Source organism: Vibrio sp. D431a, assembly GCF_030248655.1.
GTDB lineage: Bacteria > Pseudomonadota > Gammaproteobacteria > Enterobacterales > Vibrionaceae > Vibrio > Vibrio alginolyticus.
In genome coordinates, this window is sequence record NZ_JAHGAP010000002.1 from 140,160 (window position 1) to 156,229 (window position 16,070).

Here is a 16,070-nt window from a genome sequence, read left to right on the forward strand (position 1 = left end):
GCATTATGGTTCATCAGATCACCTATTTTAAAGATGCATTCTCTGCGTGGGAGCAGTGGAATCTGACTGATTTTGATTACAAATGCGAGCATGTTCTGGCATTTAAATCTGCACTAGAAGGGCAGCAGTCTACCGTTGCCAAAGTGGTTTCTTACCACTTGCAACAAGCATCAACTCTTCTTGCAGAAACTCACCAGTTAGTTGGCCCTACAGGGGAAACTAACGAACTGTATGCCGCAGGACGCGGTGTGGCTTTGGTGATTTGTGAAAACAACATCGAGCCTGCTGATAATGCGTTATACAGTGCTTTTGCGATGATCACCTGTGCCTTAATTGCAGGCAACAGTGTGGTCGTTTGCAGTGACAATGCAGAGCTAAACCAACTGGTTAAGCAAGCTGTAGCGTTGGCAAACTTCCCATCTAACTTAGTCCAGGTTGTTGCGTACGATGCGTCTGCCCCGTTGCTTGAGAGCGATGTACGTAGTGTGGGTTATGTTGGGCGTTCACAGGTTGAGCATGCGCTCAATCTTCAACTAGCTAAGCGTGACGGTGCAATCGTCGGCTTAGTTTCTGAAACGGATTTAGAGTCACCGAAATTGGCTCATGATCCTCATCTCTCGTTGCGCTTCATTACTGAGCGCACTCGAACGATAAATATTACCGCGGTGGGTGGTAACGCAACTCTACTCGAGTTGGGGAACGAAACTCACTAACCTGACTTGTAATGCCAATCTGGAGTAACTGGACTGAGAGCCGGTCCAGATTGGTTTTTTATACTCTGATGTATTGCTGAGACGGTAAAATATCAGGGCAGGCAAGGAAGGAAATAATTATAACGAGGACTATCTAATGATAGAAAATAGCTTTGCTATCACGTCCACTTTTGTGGCGTATTTACTGATTATGGTTGCTATTGGCGTTTACGCGTATAAGAGGACTTCCAATTCATCTGACTACTTCCTAGGTGGCCGTAGCCTAGGTCCGTGGCCTGCTGCATTATCTGCAGGTGCTTCAGACATGAGTGGTTGGTTGCTGCTAGGCTTGCCTGGCTATGCGTACGCTGCGGGTATCGAGGCCTTCTGGTTAGCCGGCGGTCTACTTCTTGGTACATGGGCAAACTGGCTCATCAGTGCAAAACGCCTCCGTACCTACAGTATCCAAACTGACGCGCTAACGTTGCCAGAGTTCCTGTCACGTCGCTTCAACGATAAGTCGAAACTGATTCAGACAATCTCTGCGTTTTTCATTCTTCTATTTTTCCTTTTCTACACCAGCTCAGGTTTGGTCGCAGGGGGCAAACTGTTTGAGACGGTATTCGGTCTAGATTACACCTACGCTGTTATCATCGGTACGGTGTGTGTCGTTTCTTACACACTATTCGGTGGTTTCCTAGCGGTATCTTGGACTGACTTAGTGCAAGGTCTGCTAATGGCGGCTGCGCTAATGATTGTTCCTATAGCGGTAATGGACGGTGGTTTAGGTCAGCTAAGTTCTGATCTACATGACATCAACCCAGAACTTGCAACGCTATGGAATGACGCGAAAGGCGAACCATTGTCTGCGATTGCCATTATCTCTCTAGCGGCGTGGGGCCTTGGTTACTTTGGTCAGCCACACATCCTAGCGCGTTTTAAAGCGTCTCGTTCAAACAAAGATCTAACGACTGCACGTCGTATCGCAGTGATTTGGACGGCACTATCTATGGTCGGTGCAATGCTTGTTGGTCTTGTTGGTCTGGTTTGGGTTACGGGTCATCCGGGTACTCAACTAGAAGACGGTGAGAAGATCTTCATGCTATTGGTTAACGCAGTATTCCATCCTGTCGTTGCGGGTATGTTGTTAGCCGCAATCCTAGCGGCGGTAATGAGTACCGCTGACTCACAGCTCCTTGTTTCATCTTCAGCGCTTGCAGAAGACTTCTACAAGCAAGTATTCAAGCCAGAAGCGTCTTCTGAAGAAATCGTAATGATTGGTCGTATCGGTGTTATCGTTATTTCGCTTGTTGCGCTATTCCTAGCGATGACGCCTGATAGCTCAGTACTTGGTCTTGTATCTTACGCTTGGGCTGGTTTTGGTGCGGCATTTGGTCCTGCGGTTGTACTTAGCCTTTACTGGAGCGGTATGAACCGTAACGGCGCGTTAGCAGGTATTCTTGTTGGTGGTATCACTATCGTGGTTTGGAAGCAGCTAACTGGCGGTTGGTTTGATGTGTACGAAATCGTACCGGGCATCATCTTCTCTACGCTTGCCATCATTGTGGTAAGTAAAGCAACGGGCGGTGCTGCGCAAGACGTGTTAGACCAACACCAGTCGTTCGAGAAAAAACTGGTTGAACTAGACTAGTAACTTCCCGTATATGAACACAAAGCCCGCTATTTTAGCGGGCTTTGTTTTATCTGAAACTTAATTAACGTTAGTGGCGGTAGCTTGAGATCAGAGCTTAGCATTGCTCGGTTAGATTGGAGTGTTAGTCGCGACGAATTTTGGCGTAAATAACGGTGTTACTCAGCTCTCCCGATGTAGTCAGACGTTCGTTTCTGAGCTCACCTTCGAACTCATAACCACAGCGCTCGGCTACAGCCCTGCTCTTTTGGTTGGTGCTATCAGCATGAATTGCGATTCTCTTTGCGCCCAAGTCATCAAACGCATAGCGCTCAACTTCGAGCACAGCCTCAGCAACATAACCATTGCCAACGGCAGCATTATCTAACCAATAACCTATCTCAAAGGACGGTACGTCGGGATCTCGAATCATCAAGCCGACCGCACCCAGTAAGCGATCGCTTTCCTTTTCAATGATGTAGTAACGCAGCTCTTCTTCGAAGTTTTCAAAGTTTGCGATGGCTTTCTCTGTCCCTTCTATCATCGCTTCTAATGTCAGCACATGAGGTACCCACGGCAGATAGACTTCGAGAGTTTTTTGGCTGCGAACGACAGCTTGATGCGCCTCTTCGGCTCGTTCTAAACAAGCAGGGATGAGTTTGAGACGTTTCGTTTCCATGCCGACTCTCCTATGGGTGAAAAATGAACGGAAAATCATTTAAACAGATGTACTTAGAATGATCTAGTCAACGCCGTCATATTATTCACTTGGTTTGCCAGAGAGAAACTGAGAGAATCGAACCGTTATCAAACCAACTAGGTTCATTATGAAACTTTTAGTAAGAAACTTGGCTCGTCACATGACCGAGCAAGATATCCGCAAATTATTCTCAGCGTACGGCAAAGTAGAACTGTGTTCGCTAGTGCTTGATCAAGACACGAGTTTGTCGAAAGGCTTCGGTTTTGTCATCATGCCGGACGAAGCAGAAGCCATTTCTGCTCTTGAAGCACTGAATTTGACGAACGTAGAAAAAAGCAAAATTCGCGTGAAAGTCGCACAAGACTAATACAGAGAAAAGCCAGCGTTATTGCTGGCTTTTTTGTCTTTCTATTTAGAGACCAAATTGGCAACATTCTAGAATGTCTTCTCTTTTCGTTTTAGCGAGATTGATCATCAATTCTCTCTTCAAGTTGTTTCATTAAATCCTTTAACTGTAGAGAATCGAAATTGTCTGAATTCGGCACTTGGTAAGCGTCGTTGACTGTGTAGAGCATCAAACTTTTGCTAGAGAAGAACTCTTTCTGTATTTGGACTTTGACAATGTCATCAAGAGGTAGACGGAAGTAAACCGTTGAGCCCTGGCGGTACTTCAAGGTGTTGGTGCTTGCATCGATATCTAGCGTTTTAGGATTGAACGCGCGGCGCGTGAAGTACGTTGAGAGCAGTTTCAATCCTATTATTGTGAGTGCTACGAGTCCAAACTCGACGATCTTGTCTGCTAGGTAGGAAAAATAGAACAGCGACAACAATACAGTTCCTAGCAAGAAAGGGTTGTTCTTGGGCAGATTTTGTGAAGTTTCATGGATGATCATCCGACATATCCCTCTTCTATACGCGGTAAACTCACCGCACCAAGTAACTCCTCAGTGTTTCGTAAGGTAATAGCGTACGCCACGCCTTGATGCTGCTGATACATCGGATCGTGCCTATCTATCCATGCTTGCGCCATCGGTCGCTCATAAGGATGAGGGATGTTTGCTGTCATGTCGGCAATTCGCTTATCTCCAGCGAGTAAAGCCACTTGTTGGCAGTCATCGATATTGAATGGCCGGAGGACGAGTCTTTCGGTAGTGAGAATCGGTTGTATCGTCATGCATTTCTTCCTTGATGAGACGGCTATAGCTGCTAGCAACTGGTTTGCGGGGTAAATCGAGATAACAAGGCGTCTCGAAAGCTCGATCTAGCCAGCTGTAAAGTTGTCATGCGCCTTACTAAATAATAAGCCCGAACAATTGCTTATGTGTAATGTGTCGTATTATTACACACATAAGCACGTTTGCTCATATTGATGGTACAAAAGTTGAGGTCTGACCAATGTCTCAGTTTTTTGATACTTTCGTTCAATTTTTTGAAGATAGGGCACAAAAAATTAAAGGAGCTTTTTAATTGTGGAATTATTTTGAACAAAATATGTCAATTGTCAGTAGGACGAAAAAGTAGGGAGAAGAGAAATGCCGGATATATATTGCGCAGCTTGTAGAAAATCAACGCAACATAAAGTGATTATGAAGCGTTGCGAGCCTCAGTCTGTTGACTCGTTAACAGGCAAAATGGTGAGTTTTACACAGCTGATGGCGAAATTTGTATCAGGTGAACATTATTACGAGATGGAGCCTCAATACTACTGCCGTTGTTGTAATCATCGTGCAATTGGAGAGGTTGTTCCACATCCTACACGGCATACATCGGCCGCACTCTAACTCTGAGTGATAGCCATGATTAATGGCTAAACAGGGCGGCGTTGCCCGAACGACATATCTATACAGGCGTGTCATGCGCTTTCAAATTTGCGACTCCGCGGGAGCCGCTAGGTTGCTTTTTCTCTTCACTTCACGGCTACTAAGTGAGCGGCAATAATCATAGCTCTTTCCCTCCTTCGTTGTTTTCTGGTTATTCTCTGCTGAATTTCACATGCTGTGCATTTGATGGTTTGCAATTGTTTGAGCAACGATTAATGTGATGCTTTCTAAGTGGTTACAAGGAAGTGGGTTAATGAGTTATCAATTGGACCGGATTGATTTACATATTTTGAGAGTGCTTCATTCGAGAGGCAGAATTCCAGTTGTAGAACTAGCAAAGCTGATTAACTTAACGACTTCTCCATGTTCTGATCGTGTAAAGCGGCTAGAAAAAGAAGGGTATATCAATGGTTATCATGCGGAGTTGAATGCGGAAAAGTTGGGGCTGGATGTGCAAGTATTCATCCATATTCGTTTAGACCAAACCAGTTTTTCTATTTTTGAAAAGTTTGCGAAAGCGGTGGAATTGATGCCTGAAATTGAAGAGTGCTACTCGCTCTCTGGAGATTTCGATACCATGATAAAAGTTCGTGTTAAGAGCATGAAAGCGTATCAGGAGTTTATGTCGAGCAAGTTAGGCACGCTTCCGGGCGTGATTCAAACTCGTAGTGAAGTGGTCATAGAAGAACATAAAACGGGATTTGGTGTTAATCCCGAGCTCCTTGGTTAGGCGAGGCTGATGTCTATGACCGTAGCGCTAATGTGTTGAGCATATTATTTAGCGTGACTTGGCGTATTATTTTTTCAAGATAAAAAAGGAGCCGAAGCTCCTTTTTAATAAATCGGTGAGCGATTATGCCCCGATAAAGGTGCTGATAACGCCAATTAAACCACCAAAAACACCGCCCCAAACGACTAGCCAGCCAAGGTGTTGTTTGATCATCTTTTGCACCATTTCTTTAACTAATGCCGGTGTTAATTCGCTTAAACGTTGATCGATGATACCTTCAATGTTCTGCTTTATCTCATCCATCATTGCAGGAGATTCGAATTGCTCTTTCAGTGCTTCTTTGATGTTATCGCTCTTGCTCAACTCAATGATGGATTCTTGCATCTTTTCGACGAAAGGTTGGCGCATGGGTTGTAGCGCTTCCGAGCCGCCAAACATCGCTAGCATGCCACCAAACTGAGAGCCTTCAATTACTTCCACTAGGGAATCAAATGCTGGATTTAAATCTACTTTCTCAATTACTGGTTGAAGATCGATGTTCACACCGCCCGCCATTTCTTTATTCAAGAATCGGTCAATGTTCGCTTCAGTAAAAAACTGTTCCATCATTAAGTTTTTGATAGCCAGTTTAAACTCTTCAAATCGCGCGGGGATCACGCCAGAACCGTATAATCCAGGCACTTTCTCAAACAGCATATGGATGGCAAGCCAGTTGGTGATGGCGCCTGAGAACGCAAACAGCCCTGCATACCAAAGATAGTCGTTTTGTAATTGATGACCTCCAGCCATCAAAGCGATAGCGAGGACATTCGTTAGCAAACTTTTGTTCATAGTGACCAGTTATATATGAATATCGGAAAGAATAAGTGGGCCTGATTCTATACCTAAGTCACATTAAGATGCTAGGTTTTGCCGTGATGAGTAGTCTTGTAGAGAAGGGACAAAAAATGAATGTTCAGAAAAACAAAACCCGACAATCATTGTCGGGCCACTGCTTTTTCTTAGAAAAACTAAGATTCTATTTTTAATTTTAGATGCGGTAGATCTTACAACAAAGTTGGCATTTCCATCTTTCTGAGTAGCCAAATAGCTTGTCAGCCCAACTTGGTTTGAGTTGTACGATCTGCATTGAACCACATTTACACATAAGCTAATTACCTTATTGTTAATATAATAACTAAGCCATCTATTGAGTATAGCTGTTTCTCAAAAAGTGAAATGACAAATGAAGACGGCTCAATACTCTGTATTGTGTTCATTGCAATGGATACGCAACGAGGCGGTATATTAGCAGAAAAAGTGTGAGCTTTATCATGGAGAGTGTTTCATATATGAGAAACCACAATGGCTATATGAGCATCTAGCCATGGATTAAAATAAAAAACGGCGCTTAAAGCGCCGTTTTTATTGAGCTTATCACTCGTTAAGAAGCGTGTTGATTGTCTAGTTCTTCAGCGATAAATCCGCCAGTTTGATGCGCCCAAAGCTGGGCGTAAATGCCGTTATTCGCAATGAGTTCTTGATGAGAACCTTGTTCAACGATGCTGCCTTTATCTAGCACGATGAGGCGATCCATTTGTGCGATGGTCGATAATCGGTGAGCGATAGCAATAACCGTTTTCCCTTGCATTAATTCATTCAAGCTTTCCTGAATCGCCGCTTCGACTTCTGAATCCAGAGCCGATGTTGCTTCATCCAATACCAGCAATGGTGCATCTTTGAGTAGCACACGAGATATTGCGATACGCTGACGTTGGCCGCCAGACAGTTTCACACCACGTTCACCAACTTGCGCATCGTATCCGACATTACCAAATGGGTCGGTCAGAGTTTCGATAAACTCATGGGCATGCGCTTGCTTAGTGGCTTTCAGCAAATCTTCTTCTGTCGCATCTGGATTGCCATACAAAATATTGTCACGAATTGAACGGTGTAGCAGAGAAGTATCTTGGGTCACCATACCGATCTTTGAACGCAAAGAGTCTTGTGTGACTTCTGAGATGTTCTGTCCATCGATCTTAATGCTGCCGTCTTCGACATCGTGGAAACGAAGTAACAAGTTCACCAAAGTCGATTTTCCGGCGCCGGAGCGCCCAACCAAGCCTACTTTCTCTCCTGGTTTGATGTTGAGATCGAGATGGCTAATTACGCCTTTGTTCTCACCGTAATGGAAGCTGACGTTATCAAAGTGAATGCCTCCTTCAGTGACAACCAAGTCTTTTGCGCCTGGTTTATCTTTAATATCAATAGGCTTAGAAAGCGTTTTCATTCCATCGACAACGGTTCCCATGTTTTCAAAGAGGGCGCCAACTTCCCACATAATCCACATCGACATACCATTTACGCGTAATGCAAGGCTAACAGCAATCGCAATCGCGCCAACGCTGATGGCACTATCCAACCACAGGTAAATCGATAAAGCAGCAACGGAAAACACCAAAATATAGTTTGAGATCTCTACAGCAACGTCAAAGCCGGTCACTAGGCGCATTTGACGATAGACCGTATTCAAAAATCCCTTCATGCCTTGCTCAGCATATTGGGTTTCGCGCTGGCTATGAGAAAACAGTTTGACCGTCTGAATATTGGTATAGCTGTCGACGATGCATCCTGTCATTGTCGAACGAGCATCGGCCTGCGCTGAAGCGACGTCTTTGAGCTTAGGGACAAAATAGATTTGGATAGCGATGTAAGCGAGCAGCCAGACGATCATTGGGATCATCAAACGCCAGTCTGCCGTCGCTAACATAATGATCATACTGGTGAAGTAAACCGTAACATAAACAAATACATCCATAGCTTTCATCACGGTTTCGCGCACAGCTAATGAGGTTTGCATGACTTTAGTTGCAACTCGGCCTGCAAAATCATCTTGATAGAAGTTTAAGCTTTGATTGAGCAAATACCGGTGTGCAAGCCAGCGGATAGACATTGGATAGTTGCCCAATAATGTTTGGTGAACGAGCAACGAATACACGATCACCAAAATGGGCATGACAACCAACAATAAGGTTCCGTAAAAAATCAAATCTGCTTTATTGTCTTGCAAGAACGTTTCTGGATTGCTGGTGGACAACCAATCAACCAATTGTCCCATCGCGCCAAACAACATAACTTCAACGACAGCAACAATCGTGGCCATCAAAGACATGATGATCAAAGGCTTTTCGTAGCCGCGGGTGTAATAACGTAAAAAAGCGAGCATCCCTGAAGGAGGCTGATCTGGTGTGGATTTGGGGAACGGCTCTGTAAAGCCTTCAAATCGTTTAAACATAACTCATCCTAAAGTTAAAACAGTGCCATTTGGGGTGGCTAAATCCATCGATTCACGCAGCTTTGGACGAAGCCGCGTGTATAAGGGTTTTTGGCTGCTCTCGAGAAAGCAGACGGATTGACGAGAGGGGCGAAAAAATAGTCTAACCGATTGTGTTTTAAATGTAACTAGTTGGTTATGGGTGTGGTTGTCTATGGTTCTGATTCTTATGATGAATTCTTCGCATGTTCATCGCGATGCCATAAAACCTTAAACCTGCATAGTGACAATAAAATTTCGGGAGAAATAAGCTAAGTTCAGTGAAAATTACTTCTAGATAATTAAATTAATTGTGAAAACAGCAAAACTGAAGTTAACAATAAATTTACAATCTCCTCATTCTAGTGATAAGGAATGTATTGGATGCTATTACACGAATCAGTGACCCAATTTGCTAATGGGAAAGAAGAAAGCACGCAAAGTGCTCAGCGCCAAACCGCAAACTGCGTAGTGATGGTGCCACCGAAAGAGTTTCGTTTTAATGAAGAAACCGCACAAGATAATGAGTTCCAACATAAAGTGTCACTCAGCCAAGAAGAAGTCTCACGTCGAGTAATGGCCGAGTTCGCGAGTATGGTTGCAACGCTGCGTCAAGAGGGCGTTCAAGTTGTTGAGTTTGATTATCCAACTTCAGATGTTGCGACGCCAGACGCGGTATTTCCAAACAATTGGTTTAGCACTACGCCAGATGGCACGTTGTACACCTTTCCAATGGCCTGTGAAAACCGTCAAAAAGAAGTACGTCCCGATGCGCTTGTAGCAGCACTAGCGCAAGCAGGGCGAGAAGTTCATCGACGCAGCAGTCTAACTGAATATCTTGACGAGCAAGCGTATTTAGAAAGCACGGGTGTGATGGTGTTTGACCACCTAAATAAAACGGTCTACGCCGCACTCTCACAACGTTGTGATCGTCTGGTTTTAGAAGATTACGCCGATCGTATTGGCTATGAACGAGTGATTTCTTTCCAAACTCGTTTGCCGTCTGGTGCGCCGATTTATCACACCAATGTGATGATGGCGGTTGGCGAACAGTTTTGCGTGATTTGTGACGAAGTGATCCCAGAATTTGAGCGTCGTTTTGTAATGAAGTCACTCGCCAAAGACAAGCAAGTCATCTCAATTTCGCTTGATCAGATGAACCAGTTCTGCGGTAACATTCTGCAACTGGAAACGATCAACGGCGACAAGGTGATTGCGATGTCGCAATCGGCGTACGATGCATTCTCACCTGCACAAAGAAAGCAATTGGCAACGCACGGTAAATTGCTGCCATTCGACGTTTCTACCATAGAATCTATTGGTGGTGGCTCGGTTCGTTGTATGTTGGGTGAGGTGTTCTTACCGAATCGTAAAGCTGTGCTTTAATAAACTGCACATTTCTTTTCAGCCGCAGTGAAAGGCTGACGAAGCGTTCTCTTCAAGGGTTTTTAGCCGTTAGCTCTGTGGCAGTACAGACTAACGGCTTTTTTGCGCTTTTTAGTTTTCTGACGATTTGCATAGGCGCCGCTTGGTTTAAGCGCCTAAAATAGGATGGTTCACCTAGCAGATTGTGGTAAAGTCCGCGCCTGCGTTTTACCGCATCTTCATTATTTTTATTGCTTCTTCAACCCAAAGTACAAGGTTTTCGTTAATGCCATTTTCTACTCTCTCATTGAGTTCTGAGCTGATTCACGCACTGCCAAAAGACTTCAAGAAACCGACCGATATTCAAGCGTTGGCCATTCCTGAGCTGTTGGCTGGTCAAGATCTATTGGCTTTGGCAAATACAGGCAGCGGCAAAACCCTTGCTTATGGTTTGCCTTTGTTGGAAAAGCTGGGTGTCAATCCAGAGCAAAAAGCGCTGATTCTTGTGCCAACTCGTGAGCTGGCAATGCAAGTGAGTGAAGCAATTAACCAAGTTGGTCAAGTTCTTGAACTCAACGCAGTGTGTTTGTGTGGCGGCGTTGATAAAGAGCAACAACAGCAGGCGCTAGCGACAAATCCTCATATCCTTGTCGCGACGACAGGTCGTTTGGTTGATCTGGCAAACAACGGTTTAGACTTAAGCAATATCCATTACCTAGTGTTGGATGAAGCGGATCGTCTGTTGGATATGGGCTTTTGGCCTGATGTTCAAAACATCGCGATGCAAACCTCCAATCAGCGCCAAACCGCAATGTTCTCGGCAACGTTTTCAGATGAGTTGAAGAGTAAAGTGAAGCTGCTTATGCAGGCACCAAAGCAAGTCACAGCGCATCAAGAAAACAGCACGAATCAAGACATCGTTGAAACGTTGTACATGGTCAATAAAGGCAGTAAAACCAAGGCATTGATTGAACTGATTCAAAAAAACGCGTGGACTCAGGCGTTAGTCTTTATTGGTGCGAAAGAGAATGCTGATGGCTTAGCGAAAAAGCTGAATAAAGCGGGCATCTCAACCAATGCACTGCATGGTGACAAGAGCCAAGCAGAGCGAGAAGAAGCACTGGCGCAGTTTAAATCTGGGCAAATTCAGGTGTTGATTGCCACCGATCTACTAGCGCGCGGCATTCACATTGAGCAATTGCCTGTAGTGATCAACTTTGAACTGCCAATGCATGCAGAAACCTATGTTCACCGAGTAGGACGCACCGCTCGCGCAGGCGAACAAGGTGTGGCGGTGTCATTGGTTTGTCATGGTGAAATGGACGCACTAAGCGCGATTCGTCACCTGACTCAACGTGCATTACCAGTGCAAGATCTGGCAGGTTTTCCAGTAACGGATAAGCCATCAACTGGCGAGAGCAAACGCGCGCCACGCGATAAAAAAGCCAACCGTCGAACTCATGCTAAGAAGAGCATTAAGCAGTTTCAAGGTAAGTCGAAACGCCCAGCCCCGAGTGCGAAGTAAAACAAAAAACACGCTCTTGACGGCATAGTCGGTTCAGAGCATGGCTTACAAATTTTACTTTTGAGTATTAACGGCAGTTGGGCCAATCAAGCGCATTTCCCAATCTTCGACTTCACCAGTTTCTAGACGGCGCTCGACCAGCTTGCCCCAAGACTCGACTAACGGCAGCTCAGACAGCTTAGTGAGTTCTTTTCTATCTAAACAGCCAGTGAAAACCGCACCCATGATGCGAGCCAATGGCCATTCTGGATAAGGTCTTTCACACAGAATAATATCGTCACCTGCACCGATATCGCCTTCTTCCAGCACTCGGAAATACCAGCCTGTTCGAAGCGTATCTTGCAGTCTTCTCGCCATGTCGTGTTGGTCAAAGCGTACGTTAAGTTTCCAACAAGGCATACGACCTTGCGACACTTCCAGTAGTGTTGAGCCGATGCGAATTTTATCTTTCAAGCAAATCGTGGATTCGGTGACGCCTTCGGAGCTGATGTTTTCGCCAAAGCCGCCGGCGGATTGGAAAATTGGTCTTTCGCCTAATTCTTGTTGCCAGATTGGGTAGTGTTCGCTTGGGTAAATATGAAGCGCTTTTTGAATGCCACCATGAAAGCGCGGATCACCTTGCTCATCACTGATAAAACCGAGCTCTGTTGCATGCTGGCGCTCAGGCAGCACTTGTTTGTTGATTGCGCTTTGCGCACCATGAGCATAAGGGACGGTTTTCCCTGCTAGCACAGCTTTTACGACGCCGATTTTCTTCATGTAACCTCCTTATTATTTGAATGAGAGATAAAGTGTTTACCTTCATTCGCGATGCGGAGCATGATAGCCTAGTAAACTTGTGTCGGTATAGGGATGAAAAGACAACTAACAATGCTAGCTCGCCAAATTGATTCGAAGTCAGGCGTCGTCACCTCCAATGAGATGATGGCCGCGAATCCCCATTCTCCTGTTTTAGTGAAAACCATCGACATGCCAAAAGGTTACACTGATGCGCTGCATCAACACACTTGGCATCAAATCATCTTTCCTATCAAAGGGTTATTGCAAACACAAACTGAGCATTATCAGCATTTGGTTCCGCACACCTCTGCGTTATTTGTTCCTGCGGGTGTTCAACACGAGTCGATTGCTCTAAGCAATACGATATTTGTTGGCATTTACCTCAACCCTGAGTTTGGCGCAACGTACGAGCCACAAGTGAGAACCATTGCTTTAACGCCGTTTTTAAATGAGCTTTTACAAGAGATCCGCAGACAGTGTGAAGGTGAGACAAGCCACGAAGAAGTGCTGCATTTGCTGGCGGTGTTGCATGATCAAATTTTGAAACGCAACGTGCAGACATTTCAGTTATTGCTACCACAAGACAGACGACTAAAACTGATTTTCGAGCAGTTGACCGACGAGCCCGCGTTGAGCTGTTCGCTAAAAGACTGGGGAGAGAAAATTGGGGCGTCTGAGCGCACTTTATCACGGTTGTTCGCCAAGGAATTCAATACTTCATTTCTGCTTTGGCGGCAACAAATTCGGCTAATTTACTCGCTTTCTTTGTTAGATGAATCGTTGCCAATCCAAGCCATTGCAGACCTAGTGGGTTATCAAAACGACTCATCCTACATCAAAGCATTTAAAGCCTATTTTGATATGACGCCACAACAGTTTAGAGTGAACGGCGCATCGCGCAGGTAGAAATACAGAGTTTCGACTTCACTTAATGCTTTTGAGTAGAAGTTACGAAACTTCCTTTTTGAATTTCAATTACATGGTATGAATAACAATGGCACCAACGATAAATACTCGAGTGAATCAATTCTGTTTTGGTCAACCAAAAACGTCGCTGTCGTTGGAAAAAGAGCCCCTCAAACCGCTTGCTCAGGGCAAGGTTCGGGTGAGACTCGAAGCTACAAACATTAACCCAAGTGACTTGCTTTCCATTCATGGTGTTGGGCAATACCGCCGCGTTCACGTACCACCTCGCGTGCCGGGATTTGAAGCGGTTGGGCGTGTGGTGGAAGTCAGTGCAGTCGGTCAAACTGACCTTCAAGTTGGGCAAAAAGTGTTGGTGGCGATGAGTGGGACTTGGCAATACTACATAGATGCTTCGCCCGAGAATCTTTTTCCGCTACCTGAACGTTTGGAGAACGGCTATGCCTGCCAGTTGTACATCAACGCGTTAACCGCGTGGGTGATCACCACTAAAGTAGCTAAGTTGAACAAAGACGATGTGGTGATCATCAATGCAGCAGGGTCAGCGATCGGTAAGATATTTGCCCAGCTCGCCCATTCACTGGGTTTTGCACTGATTGCTGTGACCTCAAAGCGAGACGAGTATCCGTACGATACCATTCCAGTGTTGGACGCGAAGAAAGACTTACAAGCGCAGCTGCAAACGCGCCAACTGCCACAACCAACGGTCGCTCTGGACGCGATAGGTGGTGACGCTGGCACGGATCTTATTCGTACCATGAAAGAAAACGGCCAATACATCAACTACGGAACATTGTCGTTAACGCCTTATACGCCTGAGTTTTTTGAATCGATGAAGGCCAACAACATCGACTTTAGTACATTCTTTTTGCGGTATTGGGAAGAATCGGTAGGTAAAGGCGGGAGAAAGACGGTGTTTGCTGAAATGTTAGAACACTTTATTAGCAGCGAAATAAAGTTAAACGTTGCATATGATCTGCCGTTAGAGGACTTTCAAACAGCGATTGAAATGGTTGAGCGACGCTCGTCTGCAGTGTCAGGAAAAATCATTTTGACGCTGTGAATTACAGTGAGCCTGTTGAGAAAAGGGAGGATAAAATCCTCCCTTTTTTATGGGTTTATTTGTAATGATGGGGCTATTTTAGATGGAAGATTTGCTCTGTTTCGAGCGATGTCATCGCACGTACTTGACGCCAAATGTAATAAAAAATACCGAACATCATCAACATACTTGGGATGGCAATCATTGGGTAACTGTACAGCGTCATTTTTCCTAACTCTTCGTTAAAGGCAGCAGTACCAGAAGGGCTAGTCACAATCCAAGTCGCAAGGAAGTAGTTCATTGCAGATGAGAACGCAAAAGTACTTGCAAACAGGTAGTTAGAAGACATAAGGCAACGTTCGAACGCATCGGTTTTATCATTTTCTTTTAAACGTTGGTTAATCAACGCGAGGTTCAACACTGTGTCATTCAGTACTAACTTCTGCATCAGCGGGTAGCGGGTAAACGTTGAACCCAAAACCGCTAAACCGATCAGGCCAGGAATCAGGGCTTCTTTTAGTGCTAACCAGCGTGTATCAAGCTCTAACAAGCCGATGCCACCAGTTAGTAGAACACTGATAAAGCCCAGAGCAGAAATAAAGTTAAATTTCTTGTTACGGACAAGGTCCATACCGCCATAAATGATAGGAAATAGCAAAGCGACAACCAGCGCCATTGCTGTCCCTAGATGCTCATCGCCACTAAACTTCATCAAAATGAAGGAAGGGATAAATACGTTGAAAAGGATTTCAAATAAGGGATTCGGCTTTTTCGCCGTCGTGTTACTCATAATGTTTTACTGACTCTACTCTATGTCGGCTGTTATTGTACTTTGACAAGAAGTGTTCATCTAGTCGCGCTTGATGTAAAGCGTTAAAGCGTCGAGTTGTGTAACGACTTATGAAATAGACCGGAGCATAGCCAGTTAGTTTACATGGTTGACTACTTTTTGTGTCTTAATGACTCTCCTTCTGTGCGATGATCTGATTACGCGCTCTGAATAATCGAGTCGCCACTGTGTTGTGGTTGAGCCTCAAGGCTTGGGCAATTTCATCATGATTCAACCCAGCCACTAAGCTCAAGAGCAACGGCTCTCGGTATTTGGGTTCGAGAATCATCATTTGTTTTTGAAGCCAATCTTGGGCCATGTCGTAGTCACTGCCAGGGTAGGTTTTTGTCTGTATTGCACACTCATCAATGTCGACAAAATCGTACTGTTTTCTATCAAAGCGCCGAGCATTCTCACGACGCAAAATAGTAATGAGCCAAGACTTCGCGGCGTTGGGGTCATTTAATTTATCAAAGAATCGCCACGCTTTCAGAAAGGTTTCTTGCGCTAAATCTTGAGCAAGGTGGTGATCTTTGCATAACCAATACGCGAGACGGTAGATCTCTTGGTATCGATCTTTCGTCAGTGCTTCGTAACGTTTATGTTTTTCCATAGCATTAAGATAAAAAGTTTGGAGAGCACGTTGTGTCTGCCAGATGAACGACAACCCTTTTTATCGCTTTTACAGTGATAAAAAGGGTTGTTCGATTAGGAAGACAAATTCGAAGAGTTAACCTTCCA

General features: G+C 44.9%; 16 protein-coding genes and 1 pseudogene. 9 read left to right on the plus strand and 8 right to left on the minus strand.

Annotation, left to right across the window (positions count from 1 at the left end; all coding sequences use genetic code 11):
* The first annotated feature begins 5 nt into the window (after positions 1-5).
* On the plus strand, positions 6-713 hold the full coding sequence (locus tag KJB35_RS02910; protein ID WP_006740880.1) for a 1-pyrroline-5-carboxylate dehydrogenase: 708 nt from the start codon (positions 6-8) through the stop codon (positions 711-713).
* Between the two features lie 136 nt (positions 714-849).
* Positions 850-2,343: a sodium/proline symporter PutP gene (gene putP / locus KJB35_RS02915; protein ID WP_005374582.1), complete on the plus strand. Its 1,494-nt coding sequence runs from the start codon at positions 850-852 to the stop codon at positions 2,341-2,343.
* Between the two features lie 124 nt (positions 2,344-2,467).
* Here putP and KJB35_RS02920 read toward each other — a convergent pair whose 3' ends face one another.
* On the minus strand, positions 2,468-3,001 hold the full coding sequence (locus tag KJB35_RS02920) for a GNAT family N-acetyltransferase (RefSeq protein WP_017820066.1): 534 nt from the start codon (positions 2,999-3,001) through the stop codon (positions 2,468-2,470).
* Between the two features lie 148 nt (positions 3,002-3,149).
* Between KJB35_RS02920 and KJB35_RS02925 the strand changes: the two genes are divergently transcribed.
* Positions 3,150-3,389 (plus strand): RNA-binding protein, encoded by a 240-nt coding sequence (locus KJB35_RS02925; RefSeq protein WP_151515234.1) that lies wholly within the window; start codon positions 3,150-3,152, stop codon positions 3,387-3,389.
* A gap of 91 nt (positions 3,390-3,480) precedes the next feature.
* On the opposite strand, the gene KJB35_RS02930 is transcribed toward KJB35_RS02925, so the two are convergent.
* Both KJB35_RS02930 and KJB35_RS02935 read right to left on the minus strand, forming a co-directional pair.
* Positions 3,481-3,915, minus strand: a complete 435-nt coding sequence (locus KJB35_RS02930; RefSeq protein WP_017820067.1) for a hypothetical protein — start codon at positions 3,913-3,915, stop codon at positions 3,481-3,483.
* Between the two features lie 5 nt (positions 3,916-3,920).
* Positions 3,921-4,196: pseudogene (locus KJB35_RS02935) on the minus strand (GNAT family N-acetyltransferase); the annotation flags it as partial.
* A 358-nt stretch (positions 4,197-4,554) separates the two neighbouring features.
* On the opposite strand from KJB35_RS02935, the gene KJB35_RS02940 reads away from it, so the two are divergent.
* Positions 4,555-4,803 (plus strand): hypothetical protein, encoded by a 249-nt coding sequence (locus tag KJB35_RS02940; protein ID WP_005374593.1) that lies wholly within the window; start codon positions 4,555-4,557, stop codon positions 4,801-4,803.
* Between the two features lie 292 nt (positions 4,804-5,095).
* Positions 5,096-5,572 carry an Lrp/AsnC family transcriptional regulator gene (locus KJB35_RS02945; protein WP_005374595.1) on the plus strand — a complete coding sequence of 159 codons (477 nt, stop codon included), beginning with the start codon at positions 5,096-5,098 and terminating at the stop codon, positions 5,570-5,572.
* 123 nt (positions 5,573-5,695) lie between these two features.
* Here KJB35_RS02945 and KJB35_RS02950 read toward each other — a convergent pair whose 3' ends face one another.
* Both KJB35_RS02950 and KJB35_RS02955 read right to left on the minus strand, forming a co-directional pair.
* Entirely contained in the window at positions 5,696-6,403 is a 708-nt protein-coding gene (locus tag KJB35_RS02950; protein WP_005383549.1) for a DUF445 domain-containing protein, read from the minus strand.
* Between the two features lie 592 nt (positions 6,404-6,995).
* Positions 6,996-8,846: an ABC transporter ATP-binding protein gene (locus KJB35_RS02955; RefSeq protein ID WP_053303954.1), complete on the minus strand. Its 1,851-nt coding sequence runs from the start codon at positions 8,844-8,846 to the stop codon at positions 6,996-6,998.
* A gap of 402 nt (positions 8,847-9,248) precedes the next feature.
* Here KJB35_RS02955 and KJB35_RS02960 point away from each other — a divergent pair, with 402 nt between their 5' ends.
* Both KJB35_RS02960 and KJB35_RS02965 read left to right on the plus strand, forming a co-directional pair.
* Positions 9,249-10,250 carry an arginine deiminase-related protein gene (locus KJB35_RS02960; protein WP_033906610.1) on the plus strand — a complete coding sequence of 334 codons (1,002 nt, stop codon included), beginning with the start codon at positions 9,249-9,251 and terminating at the stop codon, positions 10,248-10,250.
* A 265-nt stretch (positions 10,251-10,515) separates the two neighbouring features.
* A complete protein-coding gene (locus KJB35_RS02965; RefSeq protein WP_053303953.1) occupies positions 10,516-11,754 on the plus strand; it encodes a DEAD/DEAH box helicase in 1,239 nt (412 codons plus the stop codon).
* 54 nt (positions 11,755-11,808) lie between these two features.
* Here the strand turns inward: KJB35_RS02965 and KJB35_RS02970 are convergent, their stop codons facing one another.
* Positions 11,809-12,513 carry an MOSC domain-containing protein gene (locus KJB35_RS02970; RefSeq protein WP_053303952.1) on the minus strand — a complete coding sequence of 235 codons (705 nt, stop codon included), beginning with the start codon at positions 12,511-12,513 and terminating at the stop codon, positions 11,809-11,811.
* A gap of 111 nt (positions 12,514-12,624) precedes the next feature.
* On the opposite strand from KJB35_RS02970, the gene KJB35_RS02975 reads away from it, so the two are divergent.
* Both KJB35_RS02975 and KJB35_RS02980 read left to right on the plus strand, forming a co-directional pair.
* Positions 12,625-13,440 carry a helix-turn-helix transcriptional regulator gene (locus KJB35_RS02975; protein WP_053303951.1) on the plus strand — a complete coding sequence of 272 codons (816 nt, stop codon included), beginning with the start codon at positions 12,625-12,627 and terminating at the stop codon, positions 13,438-13,440.
* 88 nt (positions 13,441-13,528) lie between these two features.
* A complete protein-coding gene (locus KJB35_RS02980) occupies positions 13,529-14,521 on the plus strand; it encodes a zinc-dependent alcohol dehydrogenase family protein (RefSeq protein ID WP_053303950.1) in 993 nt (330 codons plus the stop codon).
* A gap of 73 nt (positions 14,522-14,594) precedes the next feature.
* Here KJB35_RS02980 and KJB35_RS02985 read toward each other — a convergent pair whose 3' ends face one another.
* Both KJB35_RS02985 and KJB35_RS02990 read right to left on the minus strand, forming a co-directional pair.
* On the minus strand, positions 14,595-15,290 hold the full coding sequence (locus KJB35_RS02985; protein WP_053303949.1) for a VC0807 family protein: 696 nt from the start codon (positions 15,288-15,290) through the stop codon (positions 14,595-14,597).
* Between the two features lie 166 nt (positions 15,291-15,456).
* Entirely contained in the window at positions 15,457-15,987 is a 531-nt protein-coding gene (locus KJB35_RS02990) for a sigma-70 family RNA polymerase sigma factor (protein WP_255209459.1), read from the minus strand.
* Positions 15,988-16,070: the final 83 nt, after the last annotated feature.

What these genes read in the sequence shown, in the direction of transcription:
- KJB35_RS02975 (WP_053303951.1), top strand. Translation starts at nt 12,625, where the DNA reads ATGCTAGCTCGCCAAATTGATTCGAAGTCAGGCGTCGTCACCTCCAAT.
- KJB35_RS02965 (WP_053303953.1), top strand. Translation starts at nt 10,516, where the DNA reads ATGCCATTTTCTACTCTCTCATTGAGTTCTGAGCTGATTCACGCACTG.
- KJB35_RS02960 (WP_033906610.1), top strand. Translation starts at nt 9,249, where the DNA reads ATGCTATTACACGAATCAGTGACCCAATTTGCTAATGGGAAAGAAGAA.
- KJB35_RS02930 (WP_017820067.1), bottom strand. Translation starts at nt 3,915, where the DNA reads ATGATCATCCATGAAACTTCACAAAATCTGCCCAAGAACAACCCTTTC.
- putP (WP_005374582.1), top strand. Translation starts at nt 850, where the DNA reads ATGATAGAAAATAGCTTTGCTATCACGTCCACTTTTGTGGCGTATTTA.
- KJB35_RS02925 (WP_151515234.1), top strand. Translation starts at nt 3,150, where the DNA reads ATGAAACTTTTAGTAAGAAACTTGGCTCGTCACATGACCGAGCAAGAT.
- KJB35_RS02920 (WP_017820066.1), bottom strand. Translation starts at nt 3,001, where the DNA reads ATGGAAACGAAACGTCTCAAACTCATCCCTGCTTGTTTAGAACGAGCC.
- KJB35_RS02945 (WP_005374595.1), top strand. Translation starts at nt 5,096, where the DNA reads ATGAGTTATCAATTGGACCGGATTGATTTACATATTTTGAGAGTGCTT.
- KJB35_RS02950 (WP_005383549.1), bottom strand. Translation starts at nt 6,403, where the DNA reads ATGAACAAAAGTTTGCTAACGAATGTCCTCGCTATCGCTTTGATGGCT.
- KJB35_RS02955 (WP_053303954.1), bottom strand. Translation starts at nt 8,846, where the DNA reads ATGTTTAAACGATTTGAAGGCTTTACAGAGCCGTTCCCCAAATCCACA.
- KJB35_RS02910 (WP_006740880.1), top strand. Translation starts at nt 6, where the DNA reads ATGGTTCATCAGATCACCTATTTTAAAGATGCATTCTCTGCGTGGGAG.
- KJB35_RS02970 (WP_053303952.1), bottom strand. Translation starts at nt 12,513, where the DNA reads ATGAAGAAAATCGGCGTCGTAAAAGCTGTGCTAGCAGGGAAAACCGTC.
- KJB35_RS02980 (WP_053303950.1), top strand. Translation starts at nt 13,529, where the DNA reads ATGGCACCAACGATAAATACTCGAGTGAATCAATTCTGTTTTGGTCAA.
- KJB35_RS02940 (WP_005374593.1), top strand. Translation starts at nt 4,555, where the DNA reads ATGCCGGATATATATTGCGCAGCTTGTAGAAAATCAACGCAACATAAA.
- KJB35_RS02985 (WP_053303949.1), bottom strand. Translation starts at nt 15,290, where the DNA reads ATGAGTAACACGACGGCGAAAAAGCCGAATCCCTTATTTGAAATCCTT.